The 25,005-nt window shown below is 63.7% G+C and carries 29 protein-coding genes; 16 read left to right on the forward strand and 13 right to left on the reverse strand.

The window, feature by feature from the left end:
• The first annotated feature begins 160 nt into the window (after positions 1 to 160).
• The 13 genes from BN1969_RS07320 to rsmI all read left to right on the forward strand — a co-directional run bounded on the left by BN1969_RS07320 (position 161) and on the right by rsmI (position 11,706).
• Positions 161 to 595, forward strand: coding sequence for a hypothetical protein (locus tag BN1969_RS07320; RefSeq protein ID WP_050623700.1), 435 nt, complete (start codon positions 161 to 163; stop codon positions 593 to 595).
• Between the two features lie 42 nt (positions 596 to 637).
• A complete protein-coding gene (rbfA, locus tag BN1969_RS07325) occupies positions 638 to 985 on the forward strand; it encodes a 30S ribosome-binding factor RbfA (protein WP_050623701.1) in 348 nt (115 codons plus the stop codon).
• 32 nt (positions 986 to 1,017) lie between these two features.
• The gene (locus tag BN1969_RS07330) at positions 1,018 to 1,965 is read left to right on the forward strand and encodes a DHH family phosphoesterase (protein WP_050623702.1); all 948 of its coding nucleotides are present in this window, start codon (positions 1,018 to 1,020) and stop codon (positions 1,963 to 1,965) included.
• A complete protein-coding gene (gene truB / locus BN1969_RS07335; RefSeq protein ID WP_050623703.1) occupies positions 1,958 to 2,827 on the forward strand; it encodes a tRNA pseudouridine(55) synthase TruB in 870 nt (289 codons plus the stop codon). The genes BN1969_RS07330 and truB overlap by 8 nt, the downstream gene beginning before the upstream one ends.
• 46 nt (positions 2,828 to 2,873) lie before the next feature.
• Positions 2,874 to 3,788 (forward strand): riboflavin biosynthesis protein RibF, encoded by a 915-nt coding sequence (gene ribF, locus BN1969_RS07340; RefSeq protein ID WP_050623704.1) that lies wholly within the window; start codon positions 2,874 to 2,876, stop codon positions 3,786 to 3,788.
• A gap of 72 nt (positions 3,789 to 3,860) precedes the next feature.
• A complete protein-coding gene (locus BN1969_RS07345) occupies positions 3,861 to 5,219 on the forward strand; it encodes a DUF1576 domain-containing protein (RefSeq protein WP_242850294.1) in 1,359 nt (452 codons plus the stop codon).
• A 105-nt stretch (positions 5,220 to 5,324) separates the two neighbouring features.
• Positions 5,325 to 5,819, forward strand: a complete 495-nt coding sequence (locus BN1969_RS07350; RefSeq protein ID WP_242850295.1) for a YwiB family protein — start codon at positions 5,325 to 5,327, stop codon at positions 5,817 to 5,819.
• A 243-nt stretch (positions 5,820 to 6,062) separates the two neighbouring features.
• Entirely contained in the window at positions 6,063 to 7,811 is a 1,749-nt protein-coding gene (argS, locus tag BN1969_RS07355) for an arginine--tRNA ligase (protein WP_050623706.1), read from the forward strand.
• Between the two features lie 81 nt (positions 7,812 to 7,892).
• Complete coding sequence (locus tag BN1969_RS07360; protein WP_050623707.1) at positions 7,893 to 8,210, forward strand: hypothetical protein; 318 nt, start codon at positions 7,893 to 7,895, stop codon at positions 8,208 to 8,210.
• Positions 8,211 to 8,227: 17 nt separating this feature from the next.
• Positions 8,228 to 8,851 (forward strand): NUDIX hydrolase, encoded by a 624-nt coding sequence (locus BN1969_RS07365; protein WP_050623708.1) that lies wholly within the window; start codon positions 8,228 to 8,230, stop codon positions 8,849 to 8,851.
• Positions 8,848 to 9,465 (forward strand): tRNA1(Val) (adenine(37)-N6)-methyltransferase, encoded by a 618-nt coding sequence (locus tag BN1969_RS07370; RefSeq protein ID WP_050623709.1) that lies wholly within the window; start codon positions 8,848 to 8,850, stop codon positions 9,463 to 9,465. The genes BN1969_RS07365 and BN1969_RS07370 overlap by 4 nt, the downstream gene beginning before the upstream one ends.
• Positions 9,466 to 9,627: 162 nt before the next feature.
• Positions 9,628 to 10,623, forward strand: a complete 996-nt coding sequence (locus tag BN1969_RS07375; protein WP_050623710.1) for a PepSY domain-containing protein — start codon at positions 9,628 to 9,630, stop codon at positions 10,621 to 10,623.
• Between the two features lie 246 nt (positions 10,624 to 10,869).
• Positions 10,870 to 11,706: a 16S rRNA (cytidine(1402)-2'-O)-methyltransferase gene (gene rsmI / locus BN1969_RS07380; protein ID WP_050623711.1), complete on the forward strand. Its 837-nt coding sequence runs from the start codon at positions 10,870 to 10,872 to the stop codon at positions 11,704 to 11,706.
• A 46-nt stretch (positions 11,707 to 11,752) separates the two neighbouring features.
• Here rsmI and BN1969_RS07385 read toward each other — a convergent pair whose 3' ends face one another.
• Together BN1969_RS07385 and BN1969_RS07390 are read right to left on the reverse strand one after the other, a co-directional pair.
• Positions 11,753 to 12,634 carry a DNA/RNA non-specific endonuclease gene (locus BN1969_RS07385; protein WP_050623712.1) on the reverse strand — a complete coding sequence of 294 codons (882 nt, stop codon included), beginning with the start codon at positions 12,632 to 12,634 and terminating at the stop codon, positions 11,753 to 11,755.
• Positions 12,631 to 13,053 (reverse strand): hypothetical protein, encoded by a 423-nt coding sequence (locus BN1969_RS07390; RefSeq protein ID WP_050623713.1) that lies wholly within the window; start codon positions 13,051 to 13,053, stop codon positions 12,631 to 12,633. Before BN1969_RS07390 ends, BN1969_RS07385 begins: the two co-directional genes overlap by 4 nt.
• A gap of 210 nt (positions 13,054 to 13,263) precedes the next feature.
• On the opposite strand from BN1969_RS07390, the gene BN1969_RS07395 reads away from it, so the two are divergent.
• Positions 13,264 to 13,926, forward strand: coding sequence for an acyltransferase (locus tag BN1969_RS07395; protein ID WP_050625426.1), 663 nt, complete (start codon positions 13,264 to 13,266; stop codon positions 13,924 to 13,926).
• Between the two features lie 202 nt (positions 13,927 to 14,128).
• On the opposite strand, the gene BN1969_RS07400 is transcribed toward BN1969_RS07395, so the two are convergent.
• Positions 14,129 to 14,380: an AbrB/MazE/SpoVT family DNA-binding domain-containing protein gene (locus tag BN1969_RS07400; protein ID WP_050625427.1), complete on the reverse strand. Its 252-nt coding sequence runs from the start codon at positions 14,378 to 14,380 to the stop codon at positions 14,129 to 14,131.
• Positions 14,381 to 14,653: 273 nt separating this feature from the next.
• On the opposite strand from BN1969_RS07400, the gene BN1969_RS07405 reads away from it, so the two are divergent.
• Both BN1969_RS07405 and BN1969_RS07410 read left to right on the forward strand, forming a co-directional pair.
• On the forward strand, positions 14,654 to 15,232 hold the full coding sequence (locus BN1969_RS07405; RefSeq protein ID WP_050623714.1) for a nucleoside recognition domain-containing protein: 579 nt from the start codon (positions 14,654 to 14,656) through the stop codon (positions 15,230 to 15,232).
• 1 nt (position 15,233) lies between these two features.
• Entirely contained in the window at positions 15,234 to 15,764 is a 531-nt protein-coding gene (locus BN1969_RS07410; protein ID WP_050623715.1) for a spore maturation protein, read from the forward strand.
• 43 nt (positions 15,765 to 15,807) lie between these two features.
• On the opposite strand, the gene BN1969_RS07415 is transcribed toward BN1969_RS07410, so the two are convergent.
• The 10 genes from BN1969_RS07415 to BN1969_RS07460 form a co-directional block, all read right to left on the reverse strand.
• Complete coding sequence (locus BN1969_RS07415) at positions 15,808 to 16,398, reverse strand: ATP-binding cassette domain-containing protein (protein ID WP_050623716.1); 591 nt, start codon at positions 16,396 to 16,398, stop codon at positions 15,808 to 15,810.
• Positions 16,395 to 17,159: an ABC transporter permease gene (locus BN1969_RS07420; RefSeq protein ID WP_050623717.1), complete on the reverse strand. Its 765-nt coding sequence runs from the start codon at positions 17,157 to 17,159 to the stop codon at positions 16,395 to 16,397. The genes BN1969_RS07415 and BN1969_RS07420 overlap by 4 nt, the downstream gene beginning before the upstream one ends.
• Positions 17,134 to 18,198 carry an ABC transporter substrate-binding protein gene (locus tag BN1969_RS07425; protein ID WP_050623718.1) on the reverse strand — a complete coding sequence of 355 codons (1,065 nt, stop codon included), beginning with the start codon at positions 18,196 to 18,198 and terminating at the stop codon, positions 17,134 to 17,136. The genes BN1969_RS07420 and BN1969_RS07425 overlap by 26 nt, the downstream gene beginning before the upstream one ends.
• 92 nt (positions 18,199 to 18,290) lie before the next feature.
• On the reverse strand, positions 18,291 to 18,959 hold the full coding sequence (locus BN1969_RS07430) for a Crp/Fnr family transcriptional regulator (RefSeq protein WP_050623719.1): 669 nt from the start codon (positions 18,957 to 18,959) through the stop codon (positions 18,291 to 18,293).
• A gap of 232 nt (positions 18,960 to 19,191) precedes the next feature.
• Positions 19,192 to 19,812, reverse strand: a complete 621-nt coding sequence (locus tag BN1969_RS07435) for a DUF1847 domain-containing protein (RefSeq protein WP_050623720.1) — start codon at positions 19,810 to 19,812, stop codon at positions 19,192 to 19,194.
• Positions 19,813 to 19,836: 24 nt separating this feature from the next.
• Positions 19,837 to 21,219, reverse strand: coding sequence for an immunity protein Imm33 domain-containing protein (locus tag BN1969_RS07440; RefSeq protein ID WP_050623721.1), 1,383 nt, complete (start codon positions 21,217 to 21,219; stop codon positions 19,837 to 19,839).
• Between the two features lie 41 nt (positions 21,220 to 21,260).
• The gene (locus BN1969_RS07445) at positions 21,261 to 21,818 is read right to left on the reverse strand and encodes a Fe-S-containing hydro-lyase (protein WP_050623722.1); all 558 of its coding nucleotides are present in this window, start codon (positions 21,816 to 21,818) and stop codon (positions 21,261 to 21,263) included.
• A 43-nt stretch (positions 21,819 to 21,861) separates the two neighbouring features.
• On the reverse strand, positions 21,862 to 22,689 hold the full coding sequence (locus tag BN1969_RS07450; RefSeq protein WP_050623723.1) for an alpha/beta fold hydrolase: 828 nt from the start codon (positions 22,687 to 22,689) through the stop codon (positions 21,862 to 21,864).
• 20 nt (positions 22,690 to 22,709) lie between these two features.
• Entirely contained in the window at positions 22,710 to 23,549 is an 840-nt protein-coding gene (locus tag BN1969_RS07455; protein WP_050623724.1) for a fumarate hydratase, read from the reverse strand.
• A 165-nt stretch (positions 23,550 to 23,714) separates the two neighbouring features.
• A partial coding sequence (locus BN1969_RS07460) for a hypothetical protein (RefSeq protein WP_187120336.1) occupies positions 23,715 to 25,005 on the reverse strand: 1,291 nt, incomplete at its 5' end.

The raw sequence follows: 25,005 nt of genomic DNA on the forward strand, positions 1-25,005 counted from the left end.
CGCAGTTCCGAGATGAGCCGCAGGAGATACGGACCCTGCGGGGACGAGGCGTGCTCCACCAGCGGCAGCCGGAGTAAAAGGAACAACCGAAAACAGGCCCGTTCCATCCCCAATTCATTTGAGGAGGGGACGGGTCTGTCTGCGTGAAAGGAGCTGTGCTGTGAGCTATGTGATGCTGGTGGCGGCCGATCACCCCCTGCCACTGTACGACTCCGGGATACGCCGGAGCTCTGCTTCCACAGCGGGCGGAGCGTGCGTTCAGGTGGAGACTCCCGGATTTTCCATCCAGCCGCATCAGTATTACCGGGACGCGGTGGAGGCACTGGGGCTGGAGATGAAGCTCTGGCAGTACGAGCTGAATGTCGAGGCCGCAGAAGCGGAGGCGGAGCAGCTGAGGGCCTACCTGAAGCGCAGCTGCCGCCCTGGCGAGACAATAGAGCTGTGGAATTTGTGGGTGGGAGACGACCGGGAGGAGAAGATCGCCCGGTTCCAGGGGAGGCTGGGCGATCTGGACCGGGAAGCCCTGGAGCAGCTGTGCGACCCTCCCACACAAAACGGCTGCCCCGGCCAGTGCCGGATGGCGGTCACCATTTGATTTTCATCTGCGGGCGGTTTTGCCCGGGAAGGAGGACCAACTATGGCAAGCAATCGCATCGGACGCATCAACGAGGAGATCCAGCGGGAGCTGTCCGCTCTGATCCCCGCGGTCAAGGACCCTCGGGTGTCTGGGATGATCTCGGTGACAGCGGTGGAGACCACCCCGGATCTGCGGTACGCCAAGGCATATATCAGTGTACTGGACAAGGAGAACGGGGAGCGGGTGCTCAAGGGACTGAGATCCGCCTCTGGCTGGCTGCGCCGGGAGCTGGGGAGCGCCCTGAAGCTGCGCTACACCCCAGAGCTGGTGTTCCAGCTGGATGACTCCATCGACAAGGGAGCCCACATTCTGGAGCTGCTGCGCAGCGTGGAGGGGCCCAAGGAGTAAACAGAGGCCCGGAGGGCAAAGGAGACCTGGATATGAATGAGCGACAGACAGCGGAGTGGCTGATGGAACGGGACGATTTTCTGATCCTCACCCACGTCCGGCCGGACGGAGATACCATCGGCTGCGCAGCGGGGCTGTGTCTGGCCCTGCGGGGGCGGGGAAAGACGGCCTGGGTGCTGGAAAACCCGGAGGCCACCAGCCTCTTCACCCCCTATCTGGAGGGGCTGACCGCCCCGGAGGGCTGGAGCCCGGACACCGTGGTATCGGTGGATATCGCCGCCCGGGGGCTGTTCCCGGAGAACGCCCGGTGTTACCTGGAGCGGGTGGACCTGGCCATCGACCACCACCCCTCCCAGGAGTTTTTTGCCCGGGAGACCTGCCTGGACGCCGGGCGGGCGGCCTGCGGGGAGCTGATCTATGATATTGCGGGCCTGCTGGGCCCGGTCACCCGGGAGATGGCGGTGCCCCTCTACGTGGCGGTGTCTACCGACACCGGCTGCTTTGTCTACGGAAACACCACGGCGGACACCCACCGGACGGCGGCCGCCCTGATGGAGACCGGCATCCCTGCGGCGGAGCTGAACAAGCGCCACTTCCGGACCAAGACCCTGAAGCGCCTCCGGATCGAGAGCCGGATCGTGGAGGGTATGGAGCTGTTTGACGGCGGGGAGACCGCCGTGGCGGCGGTGGACCTGGCGATGGTGGCCCAGCTGGGGGCCGACGAGCGGGACCTGGAGGATATCGCCTCCTTTGTGGGACAGGTGGAGGGCGTGAAGAATGCGATCACCATCCGGGAGCTGAGGCCCGGGACGTGCAAGCTGTCCCTGCGCACTGATCCGGAGGTCCTTAACGCCAGCAGGGTATGCGCCCTGCTGGGAGGCGGGGGCCACGCCGCCGCCTCCGGCGCCACGGTGGAGGGCAGCGTGGAGGAGGCCAAGCGGGCCATCCTGTGGGCGATAGAGCAGGTGCGTCATGGCTGACGGCATCATCATCATCGACAAGCCCCAAGATTGGACCAGTATGGATGTGTGCGCCAAGCTGAGAGGGATCTTCCACGAAAGGCGCATCGGCCACGCCGGTACACTGGACCCCATAGCGACAGGTGTGCTCCCCGTGTTCGTGGGCCGGGCCACCCGGGCGGTGGAGTTTGCCTCCGAGTCGGAGAAAGAGTATGTAGCTGGCCTGCGGCTGGGGGTGGAGACCAACACCCAGGACACCACCGGCACAGTGCTGGCGGAGCGGCCGGTCTCCGTCTCCCAGGCGGAGCTGGAGCAGGTACTGGGGCAGTTCCGGGGAGAGATCCGGCAGATCCCCCCCATGTACTCCGCCATCAAGGTGGGAGGAAAGAAGCTCTATGAGCTGGCCCGAAAGGGCCAGGAGGTGGAGCGGCAGCCCCGGGCCGTCACCATCCACAGCCTGACGCTGGAAGAGCAGACGGGGCCGGCGGATTACACCCTGCGGGTCCGGTGTTCCAAGGGGACCTATGTGCGCACCCTGTGTCATGATATTGGCCGGGCACTGGGGTGCGGGGGCTGCATGAGCGGCCTGCGCCGGACCATGGCGGCCGGGTTCAAGCTGGAGGACGCCCTGCCTCTGGAGCAGGTGCTCCAGGCGGAGGGACCCGCGTCCCTGCTTCTGGGGGTGGACGCCTACTTTGCTGACCGCCCTGTGCTGATCCTCAAGCCTCCGGCAGAGAAAAAGGTGCGCAACGGCATGAGCCTGTTCCTGCCGGAGACACCGGACGGGGAGTACCGGGTCTATGGGGCGGAGGGGACCTTCCTAGCCCTGAGCCGGATGGAGCGGGGAAGGCTGACCACCATCAAGAGCTTCTTCCCGGTGTGAGCGCCCGGAAGTCCGCAGAGAGAAAAAGAAGGAGACTTATCAGATTGTGAACAAGAACAGACGAGTGATCGCCCTCGGCTTTTTTGACGGAGTCCACAACGGGCACGGGGCCCTGCTTCGCCGGGTGGTGGACAAGGCCCGGGAGCTGGATGCGGTGGCGGCCGCATTCACCTTTGACCGCAGCCCCACCGCCGCCATCACGGGCCAGACAGTGCCCCTGCTCAGCTCGGTGGAGGACCGGGGATGGCTGATGCGGAGCCGCTACGGCATCCAGGAGGTGGTGGTGTCCAACTTTGATGGCATGATGCGCATGGACTGGGAGGACTTTGTGGACCGGTATCTGGCGGAAGAACTGGGCGCGGTCCATGTGGTGGCCGGCCACGACTTCCACTTCGGCTATATGGGCAAGGGCAACCCCCGGCGCCTCCAGGAGAAGTGCGCCCAGTTGGGCATCGGATGTGACATCATCCCCAAGGTGGAGCAGGACGGCATCACCATCTCTTCCACCTACATCCGCACCCTGATCGCCCAGGGGGAGATGGAGCGGGCGGTCCAGTTCCTGGGGCATCCCCATGTCCTGACTCAGAAGGTGGCCCACGGCAAAAAAATCGGCAGCAGCACCCTGGGTTTTCCCACGGTGAACCTGCATATCCCGGAGGGAGTCATCGTGCCTGCCTTCGGCGTCTATACGACCAAAGTCTGCTTCGGGGGGGAGAGCCGTATCGCCGTTACCAACGTGGGGGTGCGCCCTACAGTGCAGGACGGAGACCGCCGGGTGACGGTGGAGGGCTTCATCTTGGACTTTGACGGGGACCTGTACGGTCAGACGATGCGGATGGAGTTCTATCACCGCCTGCGGGGGGAGCGGAAGTTTCCCTCTATGGAGGAGCTGGCGGAGGAGATCCGCAGGAACGCCCGGCAGACCCGGGAATATTTTCAGGAAAAGGCGGAGTATCAATAAGGAGAGGGGAAAAGAGGCCCCGCCGCGCCATAGGCGGCAGAAAATCAAAAATCGGATCGGGAGGGACTACGAATGCCCCATTCACAGGATACACGCCACATGCGGTACGAGACCCTGTATATCATGCTGCTGATCTTTGCCTCCGGGCTTTTCCTGGCGGGCGCGCTGCTGGATACCCCGGACAATATTGCACGGGGCCTGATCCGCATCGTGATGACGGAGGACCCCCTCATCACTGACTATGTCCGGCTGGCCGGCGTGGGGGCAGCCCTGATCAACTCCTCTGTAGTCACCGCCCTCTCGGTGCTGATCCTGCGCAGCTCTGGGGAACCGGCCAACGGCTTCACGCTGGTGGTGGTAGGATTGATGGCGGGGTTTTCCCTGTTTGGGAAGAACCCGGTCAACACCTGGCCCATCGTCCTGGGGACTTGGCTGTACGCCAAGAGCAGAAAGGAGCCCTTTGGAAAGTATGCGGCCGTGGCCCTGCTGTCCTCGGCCCTGGGGCCGGTCATCAGCTATATCATCCTGGACAACGGCTGGGGCACCCCGGTGCTTGGGGTGGCGACCGGCCTGATGATCGGCTTTGTAATGCCCTCCCTGTCCGCCTATACATACAAGATCCAGAACGGGATGAACCTGTACAATGTAGGGTTTGCCTGCGGGCTGATGGCCATGCTGCTGGTGTCTCTGATGAGCTCCTTCGGGGCGGAGCCGGAGGTCTCTTACCTCTGGGCCACAGGGTACAACGCTCTGTTCGGCGGGCTGCTGGGGACGATGTGCATAGCAGCCATCCTTGCCGGCCTGTTTTTCTGCAGGAAGCCGGTCTGGGCGGCCTGGGCGGGTTACCGCCGCCTGCTCCAGACCAGCGGCCGGGCCCCCAGCGACTATCTGCGCATGTTTGGCGCGGCGCCGGTGCTGATCAACATGGGGGTCAACGGGTTGATCGCAATGGGGGTGATCCTGCTTACCGGCGGGGACCTGAATGGGCCCACAGTGGGCGGGGTCCTGACTATCGTGGGCTTCTCTGCCTTTGGAAAGCATGCGGGCAACATCGTGCCCATCATGGCCGGTGTGGTCCTGGGCAGCTTCGTGATGCACTCCTCGGTCTCCAGCGGCGCCGTCCAGCTGGCCATGCTGTTCGGGACTACCCTGGCTCCCATCTCTGGCTACTTCGGCTGGCCCTACGGCGTGCTGGCGGGGTTCCTCCACTCGGCGGTAGTACTGTATGCGGGCACGCCGGTGGCCGGGCTGAACCTCTATAACAACGGCTTTTCCGGCGGCCTGCTGGCCATCATCCTGTATCCCACCATCGTGGCCATCGCCCGCCACCGCAAGCCGGTGATCACCGAGGCGGAGTACTTCGACCACATGGAGCACGACGAGCCGGAGACCCCGCCTCCAGTGCAGGACATGATCGAGGAGGAGGACTGAGGGAGCGCCCCGGCTGGAAAAAGAAAATGGATTTTCCATACAGAACTTCTTTACAGAGCGGGATGGGGAGTATATAATCATTCCGCGGCAGGGGGCGGCGCAGGTGTGCGCTCCGGCAAGACCGCACGGGACAACGTCATTTTGGAGGCTGCTATGGAAAAAGAGGTCATCATCTCCATCAAGGGGATGCAGAAATATGAGAACGCCGAACCGGACACCATCGAGCTGGTGACAGGGGGGCGTTTGGAGCGGGACGGCGAGAGCTTTACCCTGTCTTATCAGGAGAGCGCCGTCACCGGCATGGACGGGACCCTGACCACCTTCCAGATAGAGCCGGAGCGGGTGACCCTGCTCCGGGTGGGGGAGTACACCTCCCAAATGGTGTTTCAGGAGGGGCGGCGGCACATGTCCATGTACAACACCCCCTATGGCACCATGTCCATCGGGGTGAACACCCGGCATTTGACAGCTCAGGTGGGCGAGAGCGGCGGCGACATCGAGATCGATTATGCCATCGAGATCGACCACACGGTGGCGGGGCGAAATGTATTTCAGATCAAGATCAAGGAGGCGGCACCGGGCTGCAGCTTGAAGCAGTAGCGTGGTCAATCTCGATTGCGGGCGCTCCGCGCCCGCACCGCAGGGCGGGATTGACTCCCGCCCGAGGAATCAAAGAGCCCGGGATCCCGCCGCGGGCCGGCCCGCGGTGGGCGATCGACCACACGGTGGCGGGGCGAAATGTATTTCAGATCAAGATTAAGGAGGCAGCACCGGGCTGCAGCTTGAAGCAGTAGTGCGGCCCACTCCAGCGAGAAAGAATTATTGTAAGGTGTGATACGAGAGATGAGCAATATGATCCAGGCCGCGCGGGCTCAGGTCGCTGAGCTGACCCAGGCCGCGTACGAGAGGGCCGCTGCAGCAGGTGTGCTGACCGGCGGAGCAGAGGTGAAGGCCACCGTGGAGATCCCCAAAGACACCGCTCACGGGGACTATGCCTCCTCCTTCGCTATGGCGGGGGCCAAGGCCCTGCACATGGCCCCACGGGCCATTGCCCAGGCCATTGTGGACCACATGGACCTGACAGGGAGCTATTTCCAGAAGGTAGACATCGCCGGCCCCGGTTTTCTGAACTTTACTCTGGGGCCCAAGTGGTACGGCCAGGTCCTCGCCCAGGTGGAGCAGGAGGGGCCTGAGTACGGCTCCGGCAGCGAAGGAAAGGGCGAGCGGGTGATGGTGGAGTTCGTCTCCGCCAACCCCACCGGCCCCATGCACATGGGCAACGCCCGTGGCGGCGTACTGGGGGACACCCTGGCCAACGTGCTGAAGCGGGACGGCTGGGACACCTGGAAAGAATTTTATGTCAACGACGCCGGCAACCAGGTCCACAAATTCGCCATGTCCATCTACGCCCGCTGCATGCAGCTGACGGTGGGGGAGGAGAACTACCCCTTCCCGGAGGAGGGCTACCATGGGGACGACATCCGGGAGCTGGCCCGGGGCTTCCTGGCCCAGGCGGGAGAGTTTCCAGGCCAGACCTCTCAGGATGCGTGGGAGACCGCTATGGCGGAATATGGCCTGTCCGTCAACATCCCCAGGATGAAAGCGGACCTGAAAAAGTACGGCATCGAGTATGACCAGTGGTTCCTGGAGTCTGAACTGCACAACAGCGGCTATGTGGAGGAGACTGTACAGCTGCTCACCGACAAGGGCTGGACCTATGAGAAGGACGGGGCCCTGTGGCTGAACACCACCCAGCTGCTGAAGGAAAAGTTCATGCGGGAGGGGAAGAGCCAGGAGCAGGTGGACAAGCTGGACCTGAAGGACGACGTGCTCTGCCGGGCCAACGGCTTCTATACCTACTTTGCCGCCGATATCGCCTACCACCGCAACAAGCTGGAGGTGCGGGGGTTTGACAAGGCCATCAACATCTGGGGCGCCGACCACCACGGCCATGTGGCCCGGCTCCAGGCCGCCCTGGACGGGCTGGGCCTGGACGGCTCCCACCGGCTGGTGGTGGTGCTGATGCAGCTGGTCAACCTGATGCAGGACGGCAAGCCGGTGCGGATGTCCAAGCGCTCCGGCAAGGCGATCGCCCTCCACGACCTGCTGGACGAGATCTCAGTGGACGCGGCCCGGTACTTCTTCAACTCCCGGGCCAGCACCAGCCCCCTGGACTTTGACCTGGACCTGGCGGTGCGGGAGGACAGCGAGAACCCGGTGTACTATGTCCAGTATGCCCACGCCCGCATCTGCTCCTTGGTGTCCCGGCTGGCGGAGGAGGGGGCGGCGGTCCCCGCCGCTGCGGGGGTGGACGCCGGTGTGCTGAACGCCCCGGAGGAGCTGGCCCTTATCAAGGCTCTGTCCCAGTATCCGGAGGAGCTCCATCTGGCGGCTCGGGATTATGACCCCAGCCGCATTAACCGGTATCTGGTGTCCCTGGCCGGGGACTTCCACCGCTTCTACAACGCCTGCCGCATCAAGGGGGAGGAGCCCGGCGTGCTCTCCGCCCGGCTGAAGCTGGCGGACAGCGTGCGGGCCGTCCTGGCCAACGGCCTGGGTCTGCTGGGCGTCACCGCGCCGGAGAAGATGTAACGATCTGGACGTTGAGCCGGCCCTCAGCCCCCAGGGCTGAGGGCCGGCTTTTTCCAAACCATGAGAGAGGAACGTGATACCATGCCGCAGAAAAAAGGGGCCCTGGACCGGATCCGGGACAGACTCCAGGCCAACCGGAACCGGCTGACCTACGTCCTGCTGCTGCTGGGGGGCCTGCTGGGACTGGCGGGGTGGGCCCTGCTGCCGGAGGTGGTAGCCATCCACGCCCAGCAGGCGGCCAACATCGGGAAAAACACCATCCTGCTGGCGGACCTGGCCCTGACCTGGGGATTCACCGCCGCCTTCTGGGTCCGCCCTAGGGAGATCATCTATTTTGTAGCAGCATGTTTGGGGGCGTTCCTGTCTCTGAGCGTGCTCATCATCAATGTGATGCTCTGAAAGAGGTGGGGAACGGAATGACGCTGGAACAGCTGGAGGAGAAACTGAGGGGCAGAGAGCCGGGGCTGATGGACGCCTCGGGACAGTACGCAGTTCTGGTCCCTCTGGTGGAGCGGGAGGGGAAGCTGCATATCCTCTATGAGGTGCGCTCACAGGACATGCGCCGCCAGCCCGGGGAGGTCTGCTTTCCCGGAGGGCGGATAGAGGGAGATGAGACCCCGGAGGCCTGCGCCATCCGGGAGACGGAGGAAGAGCTGGGCATCCCCACAGCATCCATCACCGTTCTGGGACGGCTGGATTTTGTGGCCCACCGAGCCAATTTCATCATGTATCCGGTGCTGGCCAGGGTGGAGACGGCTGCGGCAGAGAGGATGGCCCTGAACCCGGCGGAGGTAGATCACACCTTTCTGGTGCCGCTGGAGCACATCGTGCACAATCCGCCGCTGGAGTACAGCTACGCCCTGGAGCCCCGCCCGCCGGCGGACTTCCCCTACCAGCTGATCGGCATCCCACGGGGATATCGGTGGCAGCAGGGGAAGGAGACGGTGCCCGTCTATCTGTGGCAGGGCCACGCCATCTGGGGGCTGACCGGGCGGATCACACAGCATCTGGCGGGCCTGCTGGGCGGAGAGATGGGATGAGCGGGGCGGAGCACCTGGGCCCCTACCTTCTGGAGGTAAAGGAGGGGGTCTTTCCCCTGGGGGGAGACAGCCTGGCCCTGGGGGCCTTCGCTACAGTGAAGCGGGGCTGGCGGGTGTGCGACCTGGGGACGGGGAGCGGCTGTCTGCTCCTGATGCTGGCGGCCCGGGAGGGGGGGCTCTCTCTCACGGGAGTGGAGCGGGAGGAGCGGGCAGCCCAGTGTGCCCGGGAGAACCTGGCCCACAGCGGCCTGGAGGGGACGGTCCTCCAGGCGGACTGGCGGCAGGTGACCCTGCCGGCTGGCGGGTTCGACCTGGTCATCTCCAATCCCCCCTACTTCCAGCCTGGACACGGCGGGGACGGGGGCGGGGCCCGGCAGGCCGACTGCTCCCTTGAGGAGCTGTGCCGCACCGCGGCCCGCCTGCTGAGAAACAGGGGGCGGTTCGCCTTGTGCCACCGGCCGGAGCGGCTGGCGGACCTGATGTGCGCCCTGCGGGGGAGCGGCCTGGAGCCCAAACGGATGCGGCTGCTGGCCCATGGGCCGGAGCATCCCCCCTCCTGTGTTCTGATGGAGGCGGTGCGCCGGGGGCGGCCCGGTCTGCGGATCGAACCGTGAGGGGCGCAGGTGCTCCCAACTGGAGTGCTGAAAAATTTCAGAAAAATTTTGGGCCCCATGCAATAAACGAGACCTCCCACGCATTATGTAGTTGAACGGCAAACAGATAAGCCCGAGATACAGCCGGACACAACATAAAATGACATTTGGGAGGAACATGAAATGAAACGGAACTGGAAGAGCCTGATGGTGAGCGGAACTGTACTGACGGTCCTGGCGGGAGCGCTGACTCTGCCTGCCCTGGCCTCCGTGGGCCAGCGGACGGCCGCCCTGCATTATCAGAACATCAAGGTGACGCTGGATGGCAGGACCCTGGATCTGACGGACAGCAGGGGCAACGAGGTGGAGCCCTTCACCATCGACGGGACGACCTATCTGCCGCTGGCTTCCATCAGCAAGGCGCTGGGAATGGACGTGCGGTGGGATGCCGACACCAACACTGTGATCCTGAACACCAAGGGCACCGGCACCACTGCCTCTGAGAGCTACATCGGGGTGGAACGTGCCAAGGAGATCGCCCTGAAGGATGCGGGGCTCTCTGCCTCCCAGGTCAGCTTTGTCCGGGCGGGGCTGGACTGGGATAACGGCCGCATGGAGTACGAGGTGGAGTTCTGGAAGGACAACGTGGAGTACGACTATGAGATCGACGCCTACACCGGCACCATCCTCCACAGCGACCGGGACATCGAGGGGTACAGCATCCCCGCCCAGTCCTCCGCCGACATCGGCGCCGACCGTGCCAAGGAGATCGCGCTGGACCACGCAGGTGTGTCCGCCTCCAAGGCCACCTTTGTGCGGGCCCATCTGGACTATGAGGACGGACGCCGGGTGTACGATGTGGAGTTTTACAGCGGCAGCAAGGAGTATGACTATGAGATCGATGCCGCCAGCGGCGATATCCTGAGCTGGGACTACGACGCCGAATACTATACAGGTCAGGCCGCCGGTCAGACCGGCAGCTACCTCAGTGAGGCGGAGGTCCGCCAGATCGTGGAGGACCGGGCGGGGGTCTCCGGGACCTTCCGGGAGCTGCATCTGGACCGGGACGATGGCCGCGTAGTCTACGAGGGCGAGATGCGGGACGGCTGGACCGAGTATGAGTTCACGCTGGACGCGGTGACCGGTACCATCCTGGAGTGGGACGTGGACCGGCACTGAGCATTGGTTTCATGACAGAACGGCAAGAGGCCGCCGCGGAGTTCCGCGGCGGCCTCTTTGGCTGAGCGGAGGCATGTCATATGGGAGGGGGCTGCTTTGAGCGGGAAAGGGGACGGAGAAAAAATGGGCGGCCCAGAGCTCCGTTCGGGGATAGAAAAAAGGCGGGTCCTGTGTTATAATGGCTCCATGGAAACAAACCGAGCCGCCCTGTCCCAGGGTGGGCGGCGGCGGAAAGGAGCATAAGGCATGGCAGGAACCCTCTATCTGGTCCCGACTCCCATCGGCAATCTGGGGGACATCTCCCCGCGGATGGCGGATACTTTGGCGCAGGCGGACTTCATTGCCGCAGAAGACACCCGGGTGACAGTGAAGCTCCTCAACCATCTGGGGTTGAAGAAGCCTATGGTCACCTACCACCGGCACAACACCGCAGCCAGCGGTCAGGCGGTGCTGGACCGCCTGCTGGCAGGGGAGAGCTGTGCCCTGGTCACGGACGCGGGGATGCCGGCCATCTCCGACCCGGGGGAGGAGATGGTGGCCCTGTGTGCCGCTGCCGGGGTCCCGGTGGTACCCATCCCGGGTCCCTGCGCCCTGGTCACGGCGCTGGCAGCCTCCGGCCAGCCCACCGGCCGCTTCACCTTTGAGGGCTTTTTGGCCATGAACAAGAAAAACCGCCGGGCCCACCTGGAGTCCCTGCGGGGGGAGGAGCGGACCATGATCTTCTACGAGGCCCCCCACAAGCTGGTTGCCACCCTCCGGGACTTGGCGGACACTTTTGGCCGGGAGCGGGAGATATCTCTGTGCCGGGAGCTGACCAAGCTCCATGAGGAGATCCGGCGCACCACTCTGGGGGAGGCGGCGGACTGGTATGGGGAGGAGACGCCCCGGGGAGAGTTCGTCCTGGTAGTCCGGGGTGCCCAGCCGGAGGAGGAGGGGGAATGCACTCTGGAGGACGGCCTGACCCTGGCGGAGCGGCTGCGGGAGGAGGAAGGGCTCTCCCTGCGGGACGCGGTGCGCCAGGCGGCCAAGGAGCTGGGGCTCTCACGGAATGAGCTCTACCGCCTGGCGGTGGAGCAGGAATAAAAACGGCCCCTGCCCGGGAAAGGGCAGGGGCCGTCTGCTGTGGGGGTCATGGTTTGCACTGGCCGCAGGGGGAATATCCCTGGGCGATCAGCTCCTCACGGCTGCCGGAAAAGGCCTGGCGGTTTTCCTCTTTCATGGAGGCGGCGCCGGAGCAGGAGGGGAGATGAAATTTTCCAGAGCTGGTGTTCAGGATGTACAGGGTGTCCTCCGGCTCCTTCTGGGTGCTGTCCTCTGGAAGAGCATCCCCCTCCAGGGAGCTGGCACCGGTAGCGTAGTCGATGGTGATGCCGGGCTGGTCATTATAGACATAGACGTTGAAGCAGATGCCCTCGCCCTGGTCCTCCACCGACTCGGCCTCCATCTGCACGCCCCGGGCCACCAGCTCAGTGCCCTGAAAGATGGGAGTGACCCGGTAGAGGACGTGGTTGCCGGTCTCCTGGACGTAATCCGCCACCATGTTTTCAAAGGGGAGCATCCCCTCCACGTTGAGATAGCGGGTGCCGGTGATGAGGTTCTGCTCATTGGCATTCTCACCGCTGAGCTGATAGCCGATGAGATGGCAGCGGTTGTACAGGTACTTGCCGTCCACGATGTCATATTTCACCGTCTGCCAGCCGCTGGGCTTGACTTGGCCGATGCTGTCCCGTTCCTCCGTGGGCATCAGGTCCAGACCGATGTTGGCATAGGCGGTGCCGCACCGGCCAAGCAGATCCAGGCTGCTGTAAGTCTCGAAAGAGTCGGTGGTGAAGTCCTCCTGGGAAAAGCCGGGCTGGTTGTCCTGGAGCACCACATAGGGTTCGCCGGAGAAGGGCGGGACGTCCTCGAGAGAGAAGGAGGAGGGCGCGGCCTGAAGGCGCTGGCCGCAGCCGGACAGCGCCGCGCAGAGCAGCAGGAAGAGGGGGATGAGATGGAGCGTACGTATTTTCATGGGCGGTAGACTTCCTTTGTGATTTTTTTATGGGAGGAGCCGGGAAATTCCTCCCGGCCCAACAGGGACCACCCCAGGGCGGCCGGGTCCAGGTCCAGAAACAGGTCCGCGGGGTAGCGGCGGTTCCAGTGATAGAGGACCATGGACTCTACCCGATCCAGGAAGGGGCGGATGGGCCGGTCCTCCAGAAAGCAGAACTCCCCCGGGGCGGCCTGGGCGAGAAAGTCCTCCGAGGTCAGGATGGAGCTGGAGAGGCCGTCCCGCAGGGAGGAGAAGAGGGAGCGGGAGCCGGGGGCCATCCACAGGGGGGAGCCGGCGCACGTCCAGAGCACGTCTTGGCAGAGCACCCGGTCCCGGCTGAGCCGGCGGCCATGGAACAGCAGGCCGCCCCGGGCATCGATGCAGGAGATCAGGATCATGGTCCACCCTCTTTCTTTGGAAACAGTACATTTGTTCTGGTGCGCCTGTTGATTGTAGCAGAGATGGGGCCAAAATTCCAGAGGAAAAGAAAAAATTTTTCTCCGTTCCGAGAAAAGGCGGCCCTCCCTAGGACCTTGTATCCGGGGCGTCCGATGTGGTATGATGGAGACGTCCGGTACATGATCAGGACTGGAAAGGAATGTTTGGATATGGAACTGGAAACAAAGGAACTTTTGGACCTCTCCCACACCCTGGCGGGGGAGTATCTGGCGGGATTTCAATACCCCTGGCAGGCCCTGGACGGGATCAAGGAGCTGATCCTGACCCTGGGGGCTGCGCTGCCGCCGGAGGAATATGACCAGCCCGCCCCCCAGGTCTGGGTGCATAAAACGGCGGTGGTGTTCCCCACAGCCTATCTGGGGGCGCCCTGCATCATTGGGCCTGAGACTGAGGTGCGCCACTGTGCGTTTATCCGGGGCTCGGCCCTGGTGGGGGCCCACTGCGTGGTGGGCAATTCCGTGGAGCTGAAAAACGTGATCCTGTTCGACAACGTGCAGACCCCCCACTACAACTATGTGGGAGACTCCATCCTGGGCTATAAGAGCCATATGGGTGCCGGCTCCATCACCTCCAACGTGAAGTCAGACAAGACGCTGGTGACAGTGAAGAACGGAGCAGAGCGGATTGAAACGGGCAGGAAAAAGTTCGGCGCTATCCTGGGCGACCATGTGGAGGTGGGCTGCAACTCCGTGCTGAATCCGGGGACCGTGGTGGGGCGGGGGAGCAGCATCTACCCGGTCTCCTGCGTCCGGGGTGCCATCCCGGCGGGCAGCATCGTCAAGACCGGGGGCGTGGTGGTCCAAAGGAGCTGAGTGCCGCGGGGGATGCGGAACAAGACAGAGGGCGCGGCGGGATCTGCCGCGCCCTCAAGCTGTTTGTGGGAGCCCTCTCTCCCACGGACCGGCGGCGGCGGAGACCAAAAGAAAAACGCCCCAAATCCTGGCTGGATCCAGAGCGTTTAAAAAACCGCATAAAATTTGTCTGCTGTTTCTATCTGGGCTGCTGGGGATCAAATCAGAACTGTCCGCACTCCTGGAGTGCCTTGATGCACTTGGGGCAGATATTCTTGCCGCGGAAAACGATGACATCCCGGGCGTCATCACAGAAAATGCAGGCGGGCTGATATTTTTTCAGAATGATGGACGGTCCATCCATATAGATCTCCAGGGAGTCTTTCTCCGCGATATCCAATGTACGGCGCAGTTCGATGGGAAGGACGATACGGCCCAGCTCATCGACCTTCCGGACAATGCCGGTAGATTTCAATGTGATCATTCCTTTCTTCCTTCTTCATGTCCCAGTCGTCAAAACGATCGATGCGGTTTCGCAGTCATAATGTACGATTTTGGAAACTAAACATTATTATACTACAAAGTGCGACTGTGTCAACCATAATTTGTGAAGATTCTGCAAAAAGTGTTCGGAAAGAGCAAAAAATGATGGGAAAACAGGGAAATCAGAAAAATGAACACCACGGCAGAGAATGGTTATCTTTTCCAGACATGTCCCGTATATATGATTTGAAGGGGGGACAGGGGTATGACGATGACGATCCTCTGGACGGGGATGGTGGTGCTCTCCATCCTGTGCGGACTGGCTACGGGGCAGTCGGCCCAGGTGGCCGCGGCGGCGGTGGAGGGGACCCAGGCGGCGGTGGAGCTGTGCCTGTCCATCGCGGGGATGCTGTGCCTGTGGACCGGGGTGATGGAGGTGATGCGGCGGTCCGGGCTGGCAGAAAAGCTGTCCCGGCTGCTTCGACCGATGCTCCGGCTGCTCTTTCCCCAGGTAGCCCGGGACCGGGAGACCATGGACAGCATCGCGGCCAATGTGTCGGCCAATTTGCTGGGGCTGGGCAACGCTGCCACCCCTCTGGGGCTGGAGGCCGCCCGGCGGATGAGCCGTTGCAGCCCCGGGGTGGCTTCCGATGCGCTGTGCATGCTGGTGGTGTGCAATACGGCCTCCATCCAACTGATCCCCACCACGGTGGCCACGGTGCGGGCTGGGGCAGGGAGCGCCGCTCCCTTTGACATCCTGCCTGCCGTTTGGCTGGCCTCCGGGCTGTCGGTAGGGGTAGGGGTGCTGGCCTGCAAGATATGCGCGCGGATATGGAGGGATTGACATGCTGGACCTGATGATGACCCTGGTGGTGCCGCTGACGCTGGGGCTGGTGGCGGTCTACGCCGCCTGCCGCCGGGTGGACGTTTACGATGCCCTGATCCAGGGAGCAGGGGAGGGACTGGGCACCTTGGCCCGTATCATCCCCAGCCTGGTGGGGCTGATGACGGCGGTGTATATGCTGCGGGCGTCGGGGGCGCTGGATCTGGCCGCTCAGGCCCTGGCTCCCCTGCTGGACCGGGTAGGGGTGCCGGCAGAGCTGCTCCCTCTGATGCTGGTGCGCCCCATCAGCGGGAGCGCCGCCCTGGGGGTGGGGGCGGAGCTCATCACCAGCAGCGGGCCGGACTCCTATGTGGGCCGGGTGGCGGCGGTGATGCTTGGGTCCACGGAGACCACCTTCTACACCATCGCGGTCTACTTCGGCGCAGTGGGCATCTCCCGGACCCGGTACGCGGTCCCCGCCGCCCTGTGCGCTGACCTTACCGGCTTTCTGGCGGCGGCCTGGGCGGTCCGGCTGTGCTTTGGAGGCGGATAAAGCTCTCACACGCCGCGTCAGGCGGCATGTGAGAGCTCTCTTACTATGGGGCGGACAGGAGAGTCAGGGGCGGCCCGTCCAATCGGATGACCCGGTCCGCCCGGTCCAGAACGGCAGGCTCATGGCTGACCAGGATGACAGGGGCGGCCAGCTCCCCCAGGGCGGATAGGATGCGGTCTGCCCGCTGAGGGTCCACCCCTGCAAAGGGCTCGTCCAGCAGATAGAGGGAACCGCCCAGGGCCAGCGTGCGGACCAGGGCCAGACGCCGTCCCATGCCGCCGGACAGATGGGCGGGATAGGTACGCTCTTCCCCTTCCAGCTCTGCCAGCCGCAGCCAGCGGGGGACCTCCACCCACCGGGGGCGGGGGAGCACGTCGGTAAGGTGCTGCTCCACGGTACGCCAGGGGAAGAGGCGGTCCTCCTGAAAGAGCAGGGCAGCGGAGCGGAGGGACAGGCCGGTGATCCGGCCGGAGATGGGGTGCTCCAGCCCGGCCAGAACCCGCAGCAGGGTGGTCTTGCCGCAGCCGGAGGGGCCGGACAGGGCGGTGATCCCCGTCTCAGGCAGGGTGAGGGAGAAGCGGTCCAGCACCCGCTTCTCTCCAAAGGTGACGGTGACCTCCTCCAAACAGATCATGGCGACCACCTCCTGTTTATCCGGTTCAGCAGAGCAGAGAGCAGTTTTTCCAGGGCAAGGGACAGAAGGAGGACAACCAGCGTCCAGGCAAACAGGGAGGGGGTCTCCAGATAGTCCCGGGCCTGGACGATCTGCGTGCCCACCGCCCAGGCGGGGCGGCAGAGCACCTCGGCGGCCACCCCGGACTTCCAGGCAAGGCCCAGAGAGGTGACCACTGCGCTGAGAAAGTAGGGCCGCACCGAAGGGAGATAGACCAGCCGGACGGTTTTGAGGCGGGAGAACCGGAGCGCTCCGGCCTGTTCCAGCAGCTTGGGGTCGGTCTCCCGGATGCCCCGGCTCACGTTCCCCCACACCACCGGCAGCACCATCAGGGCGGAGACCACCACAGGCACCAGACCACGGCGGGTCCACAGCAGGACGAAGAGGATGAAGGAGACCACTGGCACCGCCCGGATGACCCGGACGGCGGGGGAAAGGAGGACATCCGCCCATCGGCTGGCGCAGGTGAGGGCGGCGGTCAGCGCCCCCAGCAGAGTGCCGGCCAGCAGTCCGGCCAGGACCCGGACCAGGGAGAGCAGGGCGGTCTGCCAGAAACTGGGCACCCCCGCCAGCTGGATCAGCGTTCCCAGGACCGCGGCAGGGCCGGGAAGGATGAAGGACTGGCCCACAGCCAGGGCGGCCAGCTGCCACACCACCAGCCAGAAGGCCAGGGGAAGGAGGGGCCGCAGCAGACGGTCAGGGCAGATAGTACAGGCTGTCATAGGGGATGCTGCCGCCGATAGCGGCGGGGTCGGCGCGGTACAGGACCTCGTAGTAGGCCTGGACGGTGTCCTGCATCTCCTCCCCGGTGAGCAGGGTGAGATTGCACTGGGGGATGGCGGCCTCCGCGATCTGGGCGTTGGCGGTGATGCCGTATTTGGCCACCAGCTCCGCCGCCTCCGACCGGTTGCCCTCGTCAGACATGAAGGAGATGGAGTCACCGTACAGGTCCAGGAAAGCGTCCACGGCCTCAGGATGCTCCTCCACGAATTCCCTGCGGGCTACGATGCAGCCCATGGGCAGAGGGGTGGAGGAGACGGCATCCCACTCAGCGCTCAGGTCCAGGGCTTGGCGCACGCCGGGGTCCTTCATCAGCAGGGCAGTGGCGGCGGGGACGGGCAGCATGCACACGCCGTCCTCGGCGGAAAGCATGTTGGCAGTGACCTCCTGGGCGGTGAGCCACTGGATGGTCACATCCGCGGCGGGGTCCAGCCCGTTCTGGGTCAGCAGATAGTTGAGGATGTACTCCGGGTTGGCCCCCTGGCCGGTGGCGTAGATGGTTTTGCCCCGCAGGTCGGCCATGGACTGGATGGAGTCCCCCTTCTCCAGGATGTACAGCACACCCATCGTGTTCACTGCCAGCATCTGAATGGAGCCGTCGGTCTTGTGGTAGAAGTTGGAGGCCACATTGGTGGCCACAGCGGCGATGTCTGCCTCGCCGTTGGACAGCAGGGCGGTGGCCTCGCTGTTTTCCGTCACCACGACGGAACTGACGGAGATGGGGCTGTCAGCAGGAACGTGTTCCGGGGCGTAGTACTCCATCAGATAGGCAGCCCCTACACCGGTAGGGCCGGAAAGGACGGCCAGATCGATGGGGAGGACCTCATCGTTCGGGGCGGGGATGCCGGAAGAGGAGGTGCTGGAGCTGACGGAGGAGATGGCGCCGCCAGACTGGGAGGGTGCCTCTGCGGGACGGCAGCCCGAGGCAGAGAGGAGGAGCAGGGCGGACAGGAGCAGGGGCAGAAGCTTGGTTCGTTTCATGGCAGGATTCCTTTCTCAGATTTGGACGGATACACCTATTCTGGGCAGAGACGGATCGTTGACTGGATTTGTACACCGAAGGGGAAATTTTCTTACCCGGAGCCCCGGACACCCTCCAGAGCGGCCGGATCGGGGACGAGGATGGCCCGTCCCTCCCGCCGGATCAGGCCGGCCTGTTCCAAGTCCTGAAAGGCCCGATACACCGAGGCGCGGCTGATGCCCAGCTGGCGGGCCAGACCGGAGGCGGAGCACTCCACTGCGCCATAGGAGAGGCTGCTGAGCAGATAGCGGACCACCCGGCCCTCCGTATCCCCCACAGCCAGGGAACCCAGCCGGGCGTTGAGGAAGCGGATGCGGCCGGTGAGATAGGTCAGATAGTTCCGGCGCAGCAGGGCCTCCTCCCCCAGAAGGCGGTCCAGCAGCTCCTGGTCCAGCAGGAGGCAGCGGCAGATTCCCTGGGCGGTGAGGGTGGTGGCATAGTCGGGGGCGTCGTTGTAGAGGGCGGCGGCGCCGAAGAGATCCCCTGGCTCCAGGGTGCTGACGGTGAGGCTGCCCTTGGTCACCAGTACCCGTCCGGAGAGGAGCAGCCCCAGACAACGGCGGAAGCGGTCGGGGCGGTAGATCTCTGCGCCGGAGGAGAAGTCCTCCACCGAACAGCCGGACCGCGCCAGGACATCCCGGACCAGTGCCTCGGGACATGCCTGAAACAGGGGGCAGCGGAGGAGCAGATCCCACTGGTGCGGAGGGAGAGAGACAGGCATGGAGGTCAGCTCCTTTCTAAAACTGTCTCATTTGAGACGGTTTTATTGTAGAACAGCTGGAGGGAAATGTCAAGGGAAAGAGCATACGCCATGAAAACATGTAAGACCGGTATATGAGGAGGGGCGCGCACGGAAGGGAGAGGGAATTACCTGTATGGTAAAAACGCCTGGGGAGACAGACGCCCCTGTCTGCCTCCCCAGGCGTTTTTACCATATCGTTCCGCCCCAGGGGTCAGCCCTTGAGCAGATCCTTGAAATAGGTGTCTGCGTAGTGGATGGCGCCCACTGGGTTGTGGGCCAGCACCCGGTCTTTTACCACCAGGGTGGTAACCAGTGCTTTGGAGTATTGATAGAAGAGGGAGTCGTGGCCCACACAAAGCCCCAGACAAATATTGAATTGGGTGTCCTGGCTGTTGAGCAGCTCGGCCTGGGCAATGGGGTTGCACATGGCCTCAAACTGGCCGGGCTGGAGCTTGCACTCCTCCGGCACCCCGGCCCGGGACTTGTCCAGTCCGCCGGTCTTGCAGATGACGGACACCACCTGGAAGCCGTTATTCCGCAGGACCCGCTCCACCACAGCGGCCTCCTTCTTCAGTGCCGCACAGAAAGCCAGACCCAGCTTTTGATAGTGCATGGATCGGGAGAACTCCACGATCTCCTTCAGGCGGGGCCAGCGGCAGTAGCCAGCCGACTCGATGGCGGCGCTGGTGACAAAAAAGTCGTGGTTTTCCTCTGACCAGTAGCGCTCCAAAAGCCGGTCAAAGAACTCCGGGTCCCGCATGGGACAGTTCCGGGGCAGGTCCCCGCCCCCCTTCTGGCAGGAGCGGAGGGTACAGCTGGCGCAGGTGTACATACAACAGATCCTCCTTACAGTCTCTCATTCTTCGTCAGGCTGATACAGCTCCGGACGGAACACTCCGCTCTGGTCCCGGCACCAGGCGGTGCCTGGTTCGGAGTCCAGCAGAGGGATGATGTCCGGGTCGTAGTTGCACAGGGTGTTGAGGTGATAGATGCCGCTGCGGCCGGGGTCGTCCATATAGCTGTCGCTCTCATCTCCGGCGGTGAAGCGCCAGCCGCTATCCCAATTCTCGTCCCCCTCCTCCGGCTCCTCCCTGTAGCAGTAGCCCACCCGGCAGCCGTCCACCAGGATTCGGTCAGTGGCGAAGCAGCCCTGGGGGCCCTCCCCGTCATAGAGGTGCCGGAGCTCCCGCTGGGGGATGGCGAACTCCTTCTGGGGGCGGTCGGAGAGGACGCTGGGGCGGTCCACGTCCACCGTCTCCAGGTCCTCCTCGGGAAAGAGGTCCAGCAGCTCTCCGGCACTGTGGGAGAGCTTGAAGTCCATCTCCTCCTGATACAGAGGGAGGAGCTGATAGAAATTTACCTCATCGCCGCCGGAGAGGGGACAGACCGACGCCTCCTGGGGGAAAGCACCGGGGTTGACCAGCATGATGCCGTTGAAGCGGGTGTTTTCCGCAAAGGGGGAGCCGTCCGGGTTGGCAATGGTATGGCCCCAGCCCAGCCAGCTGTCCTCGTTGATGGGCAGGCGGGCCAGGATTTTCAGCCAGCGGATGGGCCAGTACCACGCCTCGCCCTCTTCGCCCACCTTCCAGTCGGGGGGCAGGCAGATAAACAGCTCAGCCCGCTCCAGCTTCTGGCCGGCCAGATCCTCCGGCACGTTCATGGCGTGGGCCCCCATGCCGTGGGTCATCAGGATATAGTAGTTCCGCTCCGGGCTTGGGGGGATGATGTAGATGTCCACATGGATATCGGGGGAGACGATCTCGTGGAACACGTTCTCCGACGATCCGAAATAGGTGTGGATATGCTGGTCCACGGTGTCCCAGTCCTCCTGGCCGTACACCTCGGGACAGCACTGCTTGGCGGCGATGTACTTCTGGCACTGGCGGATGAACTCAGGGGCATCCGGGTCCTGGGGGTCCAGCTCTGCCGCCCGCTGGAAGTGGGGCAGGGCCTCCTCTTCACGGTCCAGATAGAACAGGGCGTAGCCCAGCCGGTAGTGCCACAGGGGGTCCTCCTGTCCCTGGTCTGCGATGGACTCCAGAAGGGAGACGGACTTTTCCAGCGGCCCGGCCTCCTCGGGCCCGGCCAGGTTGTTGTAGGCCCGGGCCAGCTGGCAGGTGAGCTCATAGCCCCGCTCCGGCTGGGGGATGGCCTCGATGGCGTCGATGATCCGCTGATATTGGTCCTCCTCGTGCCAGCGCTGAAGCTGGCCGAGCAGTTCCGTATCCAGGTCCTCCATATTTGGAACCTCCTTCTTCTGACTCTGTCCGGCGCCGGATGTCAGGCCAGACTGGCCAGATAGGCGGCCGGGCCGCTCTCGTACAGGTCACCCCCGTGGGCGTCCAGGATAACGGTGAGGGGGAAGTCCTCCACCTCCAGACGGCGCACCGCCTCACAGCCCAGGTCCTCCCAGCAGATGACCTCCAGCTCCTTCACGCTGGCGGCCATCAGGGCCCCGGCACCACCCAGGGCGGCCAGGTAGACCGCCCCATTGCGGACCACCGCATCCTTCACGGCCTGGTCCCGCTTGCCCTTTCCGATCATGATGAGCTGGCCCAGGTCCAGCAGGCGGGGGGAGTAGGCGTCCATCCGGCCGCTGGTGGTGGGACCGGCGGAGCCGATGACCTGACCGGGGCGCTCCGGAGTGGGGCCCACATAGTAGACGGCGGAGCCCTCCACGGGGAAGGGCAGGGAACCCCCGGTGTCCAGCAGCTCCATCATCCGCTTGTGGGCGGCATCCCGGGCGGTGTAGACGGCCCCAGACAGGAGCACGGTGTCACCGGTCCGCAGGGGGGCGAGGTCCTCTCTTGTAACGGGGGTTCTGAGTTTATATTGCATGGAAATCCCTCCCAAATGGCTTGGTCGATATTTTAGATGGGTATTACAGATGATCCAGCAGAAAACGGTGGACCGTATCCGCAATCTCTTTGGGGCGCTGGCGGTATAGATCATGGGGGAGCTCAAACAGATGGAAAGAGGAGGTGGAAAAAGCAGAGAGATAATTCCTCGCACACATCCGCCATTCTTCTTTGGGAAGAGGAGTGCCTTTGCCGTTGGAAAGCAGAAACAGCGTGGGGACAGAGGCAGGCGGTCCCTCCTGACGTATCTGACGGATGCTGTGGGGAAGGGCTTTTGCCTCGTTGATCCAGACGATGCTGGCAAAGTTCCGACGGGCGGCGGGCACCAGGTCCTTCCGAACTGAGGCGGGACAACGCCTCAGCAGAGAGTGGGAAACGAGCTGGAAAAGTATGGCTCGCTTCCAGTCGGGGCGGCCCAGATGTTCCAGATGGCGCAGGACAGAGGAAAGATCCATGTTCTGATAGGCATCGGGAGTGGCGGGGTCCAGTCCCACAAGGGCGGAAATCTCCTCTGGATATTTAGAGGCCCAGTGCAGTGCCTCCAGAAACCCCATGCTGTGGGCCGCCAGCACCACTGGAAAAGGGTGCTTTAGTGCGGCCAATACCCTGCGGTACTCCTCCACCACGGTGTCCACATCCCGGGGGGCCTCGGTCAGATCACTGAATCCATAGCCGAATTTGGAGGGGATCAGGACGGAGTACCATTCTCTCAGGGCATCGGCCAGAGGGGCGTATTCCAGTCCGGGGAAGAGGATATTGGAGCCGGACAGAATCACAAGTGTGACCGGCCCTGATCCCACAGAGGATACCTGGAGGGCCCGGCCGCCTACAGCTACCATTTGCTCGTCCATGACAACACCTCCATGGGCGGTCAGAGCTGGGCGGAGGCCCGGCGGGTCACATGGCAGCTCACATTCACCGCCACGGGCAGGCCGGCCACGTGGGTGGGGGCGGTCTCGATGGACAGGCCCAAACAGGTGGTCCGGCCGCCGAAGCCCTGGGGGCCGATGCCCAGGGCATTGATCTCCTCCAGCAGCTCCTCCTCCAGCTGGGCATAGAAGGGGTCGGAGTTGGGCTGATCGATGGGGCGGAGCAGGGCATGCTTGGCCAGATAGGCCACCTTGTCAAAGGAGCCGCCGATGCCGATGCCCAGCACGATGGGGGGACAGGGGTTGGAGCCGGCCAGGCGCACCGTCTCCACCACGAATTTTTTCACGCCCTCCACCCCGTCAGCGGGCTTGAGCATCCCCAGGCGGCTCATGTTCTCCGAGCCGAAGCCCTTGGGAGCCACGGTGATCCGGCACCCGTCCCCAGGCACCAGCCGGAGGGTGATGGCGGCGGGGGTGTTGTCCTCTGTGTTCACCCGGCGCAGGGGATCACCCACGATGGACTTGCGCAGATAGCCCTCGCCGTAGCCCCGGCGGACCCCCTCGTGGACGGCCTGCTCAAAGTCGCCCTGGATGTGGACCTCCTGGCCCAGCTCCACAAACACACAGGCCATCCCCGTGTCCTGACAGACAGGCAGTTCTTCCCGCTCCGCAAGCTCCAGATTGTCCCACAGCAGGCCCAGGGTCTCTTTGGCAAGAGGCCAGGGCTCCTCCCGGCGGGTGCGGTCCAGGGCGGAGACGATGTCGGGGGGCAGGTGAGTGTTGGCTTGGATACACAGCTTTGCCACCGCGTCGGTGACGGCGGCGGCGGAAATGGTACGCATACAGACGCCCTCTTTCTTCGGGTTTTCTCCATTGTACCAAATTTCGCAGAGAGGGGAAAGGGCTGGACGAAAAAAATGCCCCGCCGCAGGCGGGGCATCCTGTTCTTGTGGTGTGAACGGGCGGGAAATTTGCAAAGAATGTCCGTAGCTGCGCTGACCAAAAGATCAAAAGTGGAAGGAAAATACGGCGTGAATGGTCTGGATAGGACCGGACCGGCCGGTATAGGAGGAGCCGCCATAGCTGGAGATAGAGGCAAATGGGTAGTGGAGCCAATGGGTCTGGTGGCGGAGAAAGACGCTCCAGGTGTCAGTATAGGACCACTGCTCCGGGCTGGAGAAGTGAATGTCAGAAGGCTGGGGCATCTGGCTGGCGTCCACCGTGTAGGCCAGGTAGCCCCGCAGATTTTCCGCCTGAGCGGGAATGGAGAAGGCTATCCAGGGATAATAGCGCAGGTGGCCGCCCAACCGCTCCAGCTCCATTCTGGTGGTGTCTATAAGTGGGTAGACATATGGATGCTCTTCCACATATTCCGCCGTCTCCCCGCCGGCCAGCCGGACCCGGGGAGAGGCACACCAGAGCTGTCCCTCCTCGTGCCATAAAAGCCGTCCGGCATAGTCTGTCGTAGGGTACTGGCCGGAAGGGGACACGGAGAACTGCTCCTGAAGACGGAGGCGGGGAAGGACTGAATACCGGAACCAGTGGATCTGCCGAACCTGTCCCTCCGGGAGAAAGATGAGCCAGGAGGACAGCTCTGCTATTCCGTCAGTCAGAGCTTGAGCAGGAAAGGGGGTGTCCGTCTCCGTCCCAGGCCCCTCTGGATCATACCAGAAGACCCCTGATACTGCCGAAGCGTCCGCACACCGCTCCAGTTCCGCGGCATCCAGTGCAGCGGCAATGTCCTCCGGCAGCCCCAGAGAGACCAGCTGGGCCTGGACAGCCGCCTGCTCCGGGGTGAGGAGCGCGGCAGGTTTGCCGGAAGTTGGGATATGTCCACTGACCCATAGCGCGATGGGCAGGGAGAGGAGGACGGCGGCAAAGCTACCCGCCAGGACAGTGCGGGAAGAGAGACGGACAGGGACAGGGGAGATGTGGTAACCAAATCCGGATAGAGTTTCGCTCTGACGATAGATACAGATCAGAAAACGGAGCTCCAGCAGGATCATGAAAATGGGCCGGCCATAGTAGAGCCACTCGTTGGTGATGGAGAGACCGAGCAGGCCAGGCTGAGAGGCGGGGACCAGCTGGTCCCACAGTGCCACAGCCAAGGCCAGCAGGTGGCAGAGAAGGCCCTGGCCCAGCCAGTCACGGGGCAGATTTTCTGTCCCGGAGGAGAGAAAGACTGCCCGGGCCCCCCGCCACAGGGCCAGCAGCACGAGCAGGGAGGCCCCTTGAAACAGCCAGGTCAGGGGCCCGGCCACAGCGGGAGACGGCGCAAGCACCGCCATCACAGGCGTG

It is taken from the genome of Clostridium phoceensis (assembly GCF_001244495.1).
Classification (GTDB): Bacteria; Bacillota; Clostridia; order Oscillospirales; family Oscillospiraceae; genus Lawsonibacter; species Lawsonibacter asaccharolyticus.

Bases quoted from the DNA above. Each gene is read 5' to 3' on its own strand.
- rbfA (WP_050623701.1), top strand. From the start codon at position 638: ATGGCAAGCAATCGCATCGGACGCATCAACGAGGAGATCCAGCGGGAG.
- BN1969_RS07330 (WP_050623702.1), top strand. From the start codon at position 1,018: ATGAATGAGCGACAGACAGCGGAGTGGCTGATGGAACGGGACGATTTT.
- truB (WP_050623703.1), top strand. From the start codon at position 1,958: ATGGCTGACGGCATCATCATCATCGACAAGCCCCAAGATTGGACCAGT.
- BN1969_RS07345 (WP_242850294.1), top strand. From the start codon at position 3,861: ATGCCCCATTCACAGGATACACGCCACATGCGGTACGAGACCCTGTAT.
- argS (WP_050623706.1), top strand. From the start codon at position 6,063: ATGAGCAATATGATCCAGGCCGCGCGGGCTCAGGTCGCTGAGCTGACC.
- BN1969_RS07360 (WP_050623707.1), top strand. From the start codon at position 7,893: ATGCCGCAGAAAAAAGGGGCCCTGGACCGGATCCGGGACAGACTCCAG.
- BN1969_RS07365 (WP_050623708.1), top strand. From the start codon at position 8,228: ATGACGCTGGAACAGCTGGAGGAGAAACTGAGGGGCAGAGAGCCGGGG.
- BN1969_RS07370 (WP_050623709.1), top strand. From the start codon at position 8,848: ATGAGCGGGGCGGAGCACCTGGGCCCCTACCTTCTGGAGGTAAAGGAG.
- BN1969_RS07375 (WP_050623710.1), top strand. From the start codon at position 9,628: ATGAAACGGAACTGGAAGAGCCTGATGGTGAGCGGAACTGTACTGACG.
- rsmI (WP_050623711.1), top strand. From the start codon at position 10,870: ATGGCAGGAACCCTCTATCTGGTCCCGACTCCCATCGGCAATCTGGGG.
- BN1969_RS07385 (WP_050623712.1), bottom strand. From the start codon at position 12,634: ATGAAAATACGTACGCTCCATCTCATCCCCCTCTTCCTGCTGCTCTGC.
- BN1969_RS07390 (WP_050623713.1), bottom strand. From the start codon at position 13,053: ATGATCCTGATCTCCTGCATCGATGCCCGGGGCGGCCTGCTGTTCCAT.
- BN1969_RS07395 (WP_050625426.1), top strand. From the start codon at position 13,264: ATGGAACTGGAAACAAAGGAACTTTTGGACCTCTCCCACACCCTGGCG.
- BN1969_RS07405 (WP_050623714.1), top strand. From the start codon at position 14,654: ATGACGATGACGATCCTCTGGACGGGGATGGTGGTGCTCTCCATCCTG.
- BN1969_RS07410 (WP_050623715.1), top strand. From the start codon at position 15,234: ATGCTGGACCTGATGATGACCCTGGTGGTGCCGCTGACGCTGGGGCTG.
- BN1969_RS07415 (WP_050623716.1), bottom strand. From the start codon at position 16,398: ATGATCTGTTTGGAGGAGGTCACCGTCACCTTTGGAGAGAAGCGGGTG.
- BN1969_RS07420 (WP_050623717.1), bottom strand. From the start codon at position 17,159: ATGACAGCCTGTACTATCTGCCCTGACCGTCTGCTGCGGCCCCTCCTT.
- BN1969_RS07425 (WP_050623718.1), bottom strand. From the start codon at position 18,198: ATGAAACGAACCAAGCTTCTGCCCCTGCTCCTGTCCGCCCTGCTCCTC.
- BN1969_RS07430 (WP_050623719.1), bottom strand. From the start codon at position 18,959: ATGCCTGTCTCTCTCCCTCCGCACCAGTGGGATCTGCTCCTCCGCTGC.
- BN1969_RS07435 (WP_050623720.1), bottom strand. From the start codon at position 19,812: ATGTACACCTGCGCCAGCTGTACCCTCCGCTCCTGCCAGAAGGGGGGC.
- BN1969_RS07440 (WP_050623721.1), bottom strand. From the start codon at position 21,219: ATGGAGGACCTGGATACGGAACTGCTCGGCCAGCTTCAGCGCTGGCAC.
- BN1969_RS07445 (WP_050623722.1), bottom strand. From the start codon at position 21,818: ATGCAATATAAACTCAGAACCCCCGTTACAAGAGAGGACCTCGCCCCC.
- BN1969_RS07450 (WP_050623723.1), bottom strand. From the start codon at position 22,689: ATGGACGAGCAAATGGTAGCTGTAGGCGGCCGGGCCCTCCAGGTATCC.
- BN1969_RS07455 (WP_050623724.1), bottom strand. From the start codon at position 23,549: ATGCGTACCATTTCCGCCGCCGCCGTCACCGACGCGGTGGCAAAGCTG.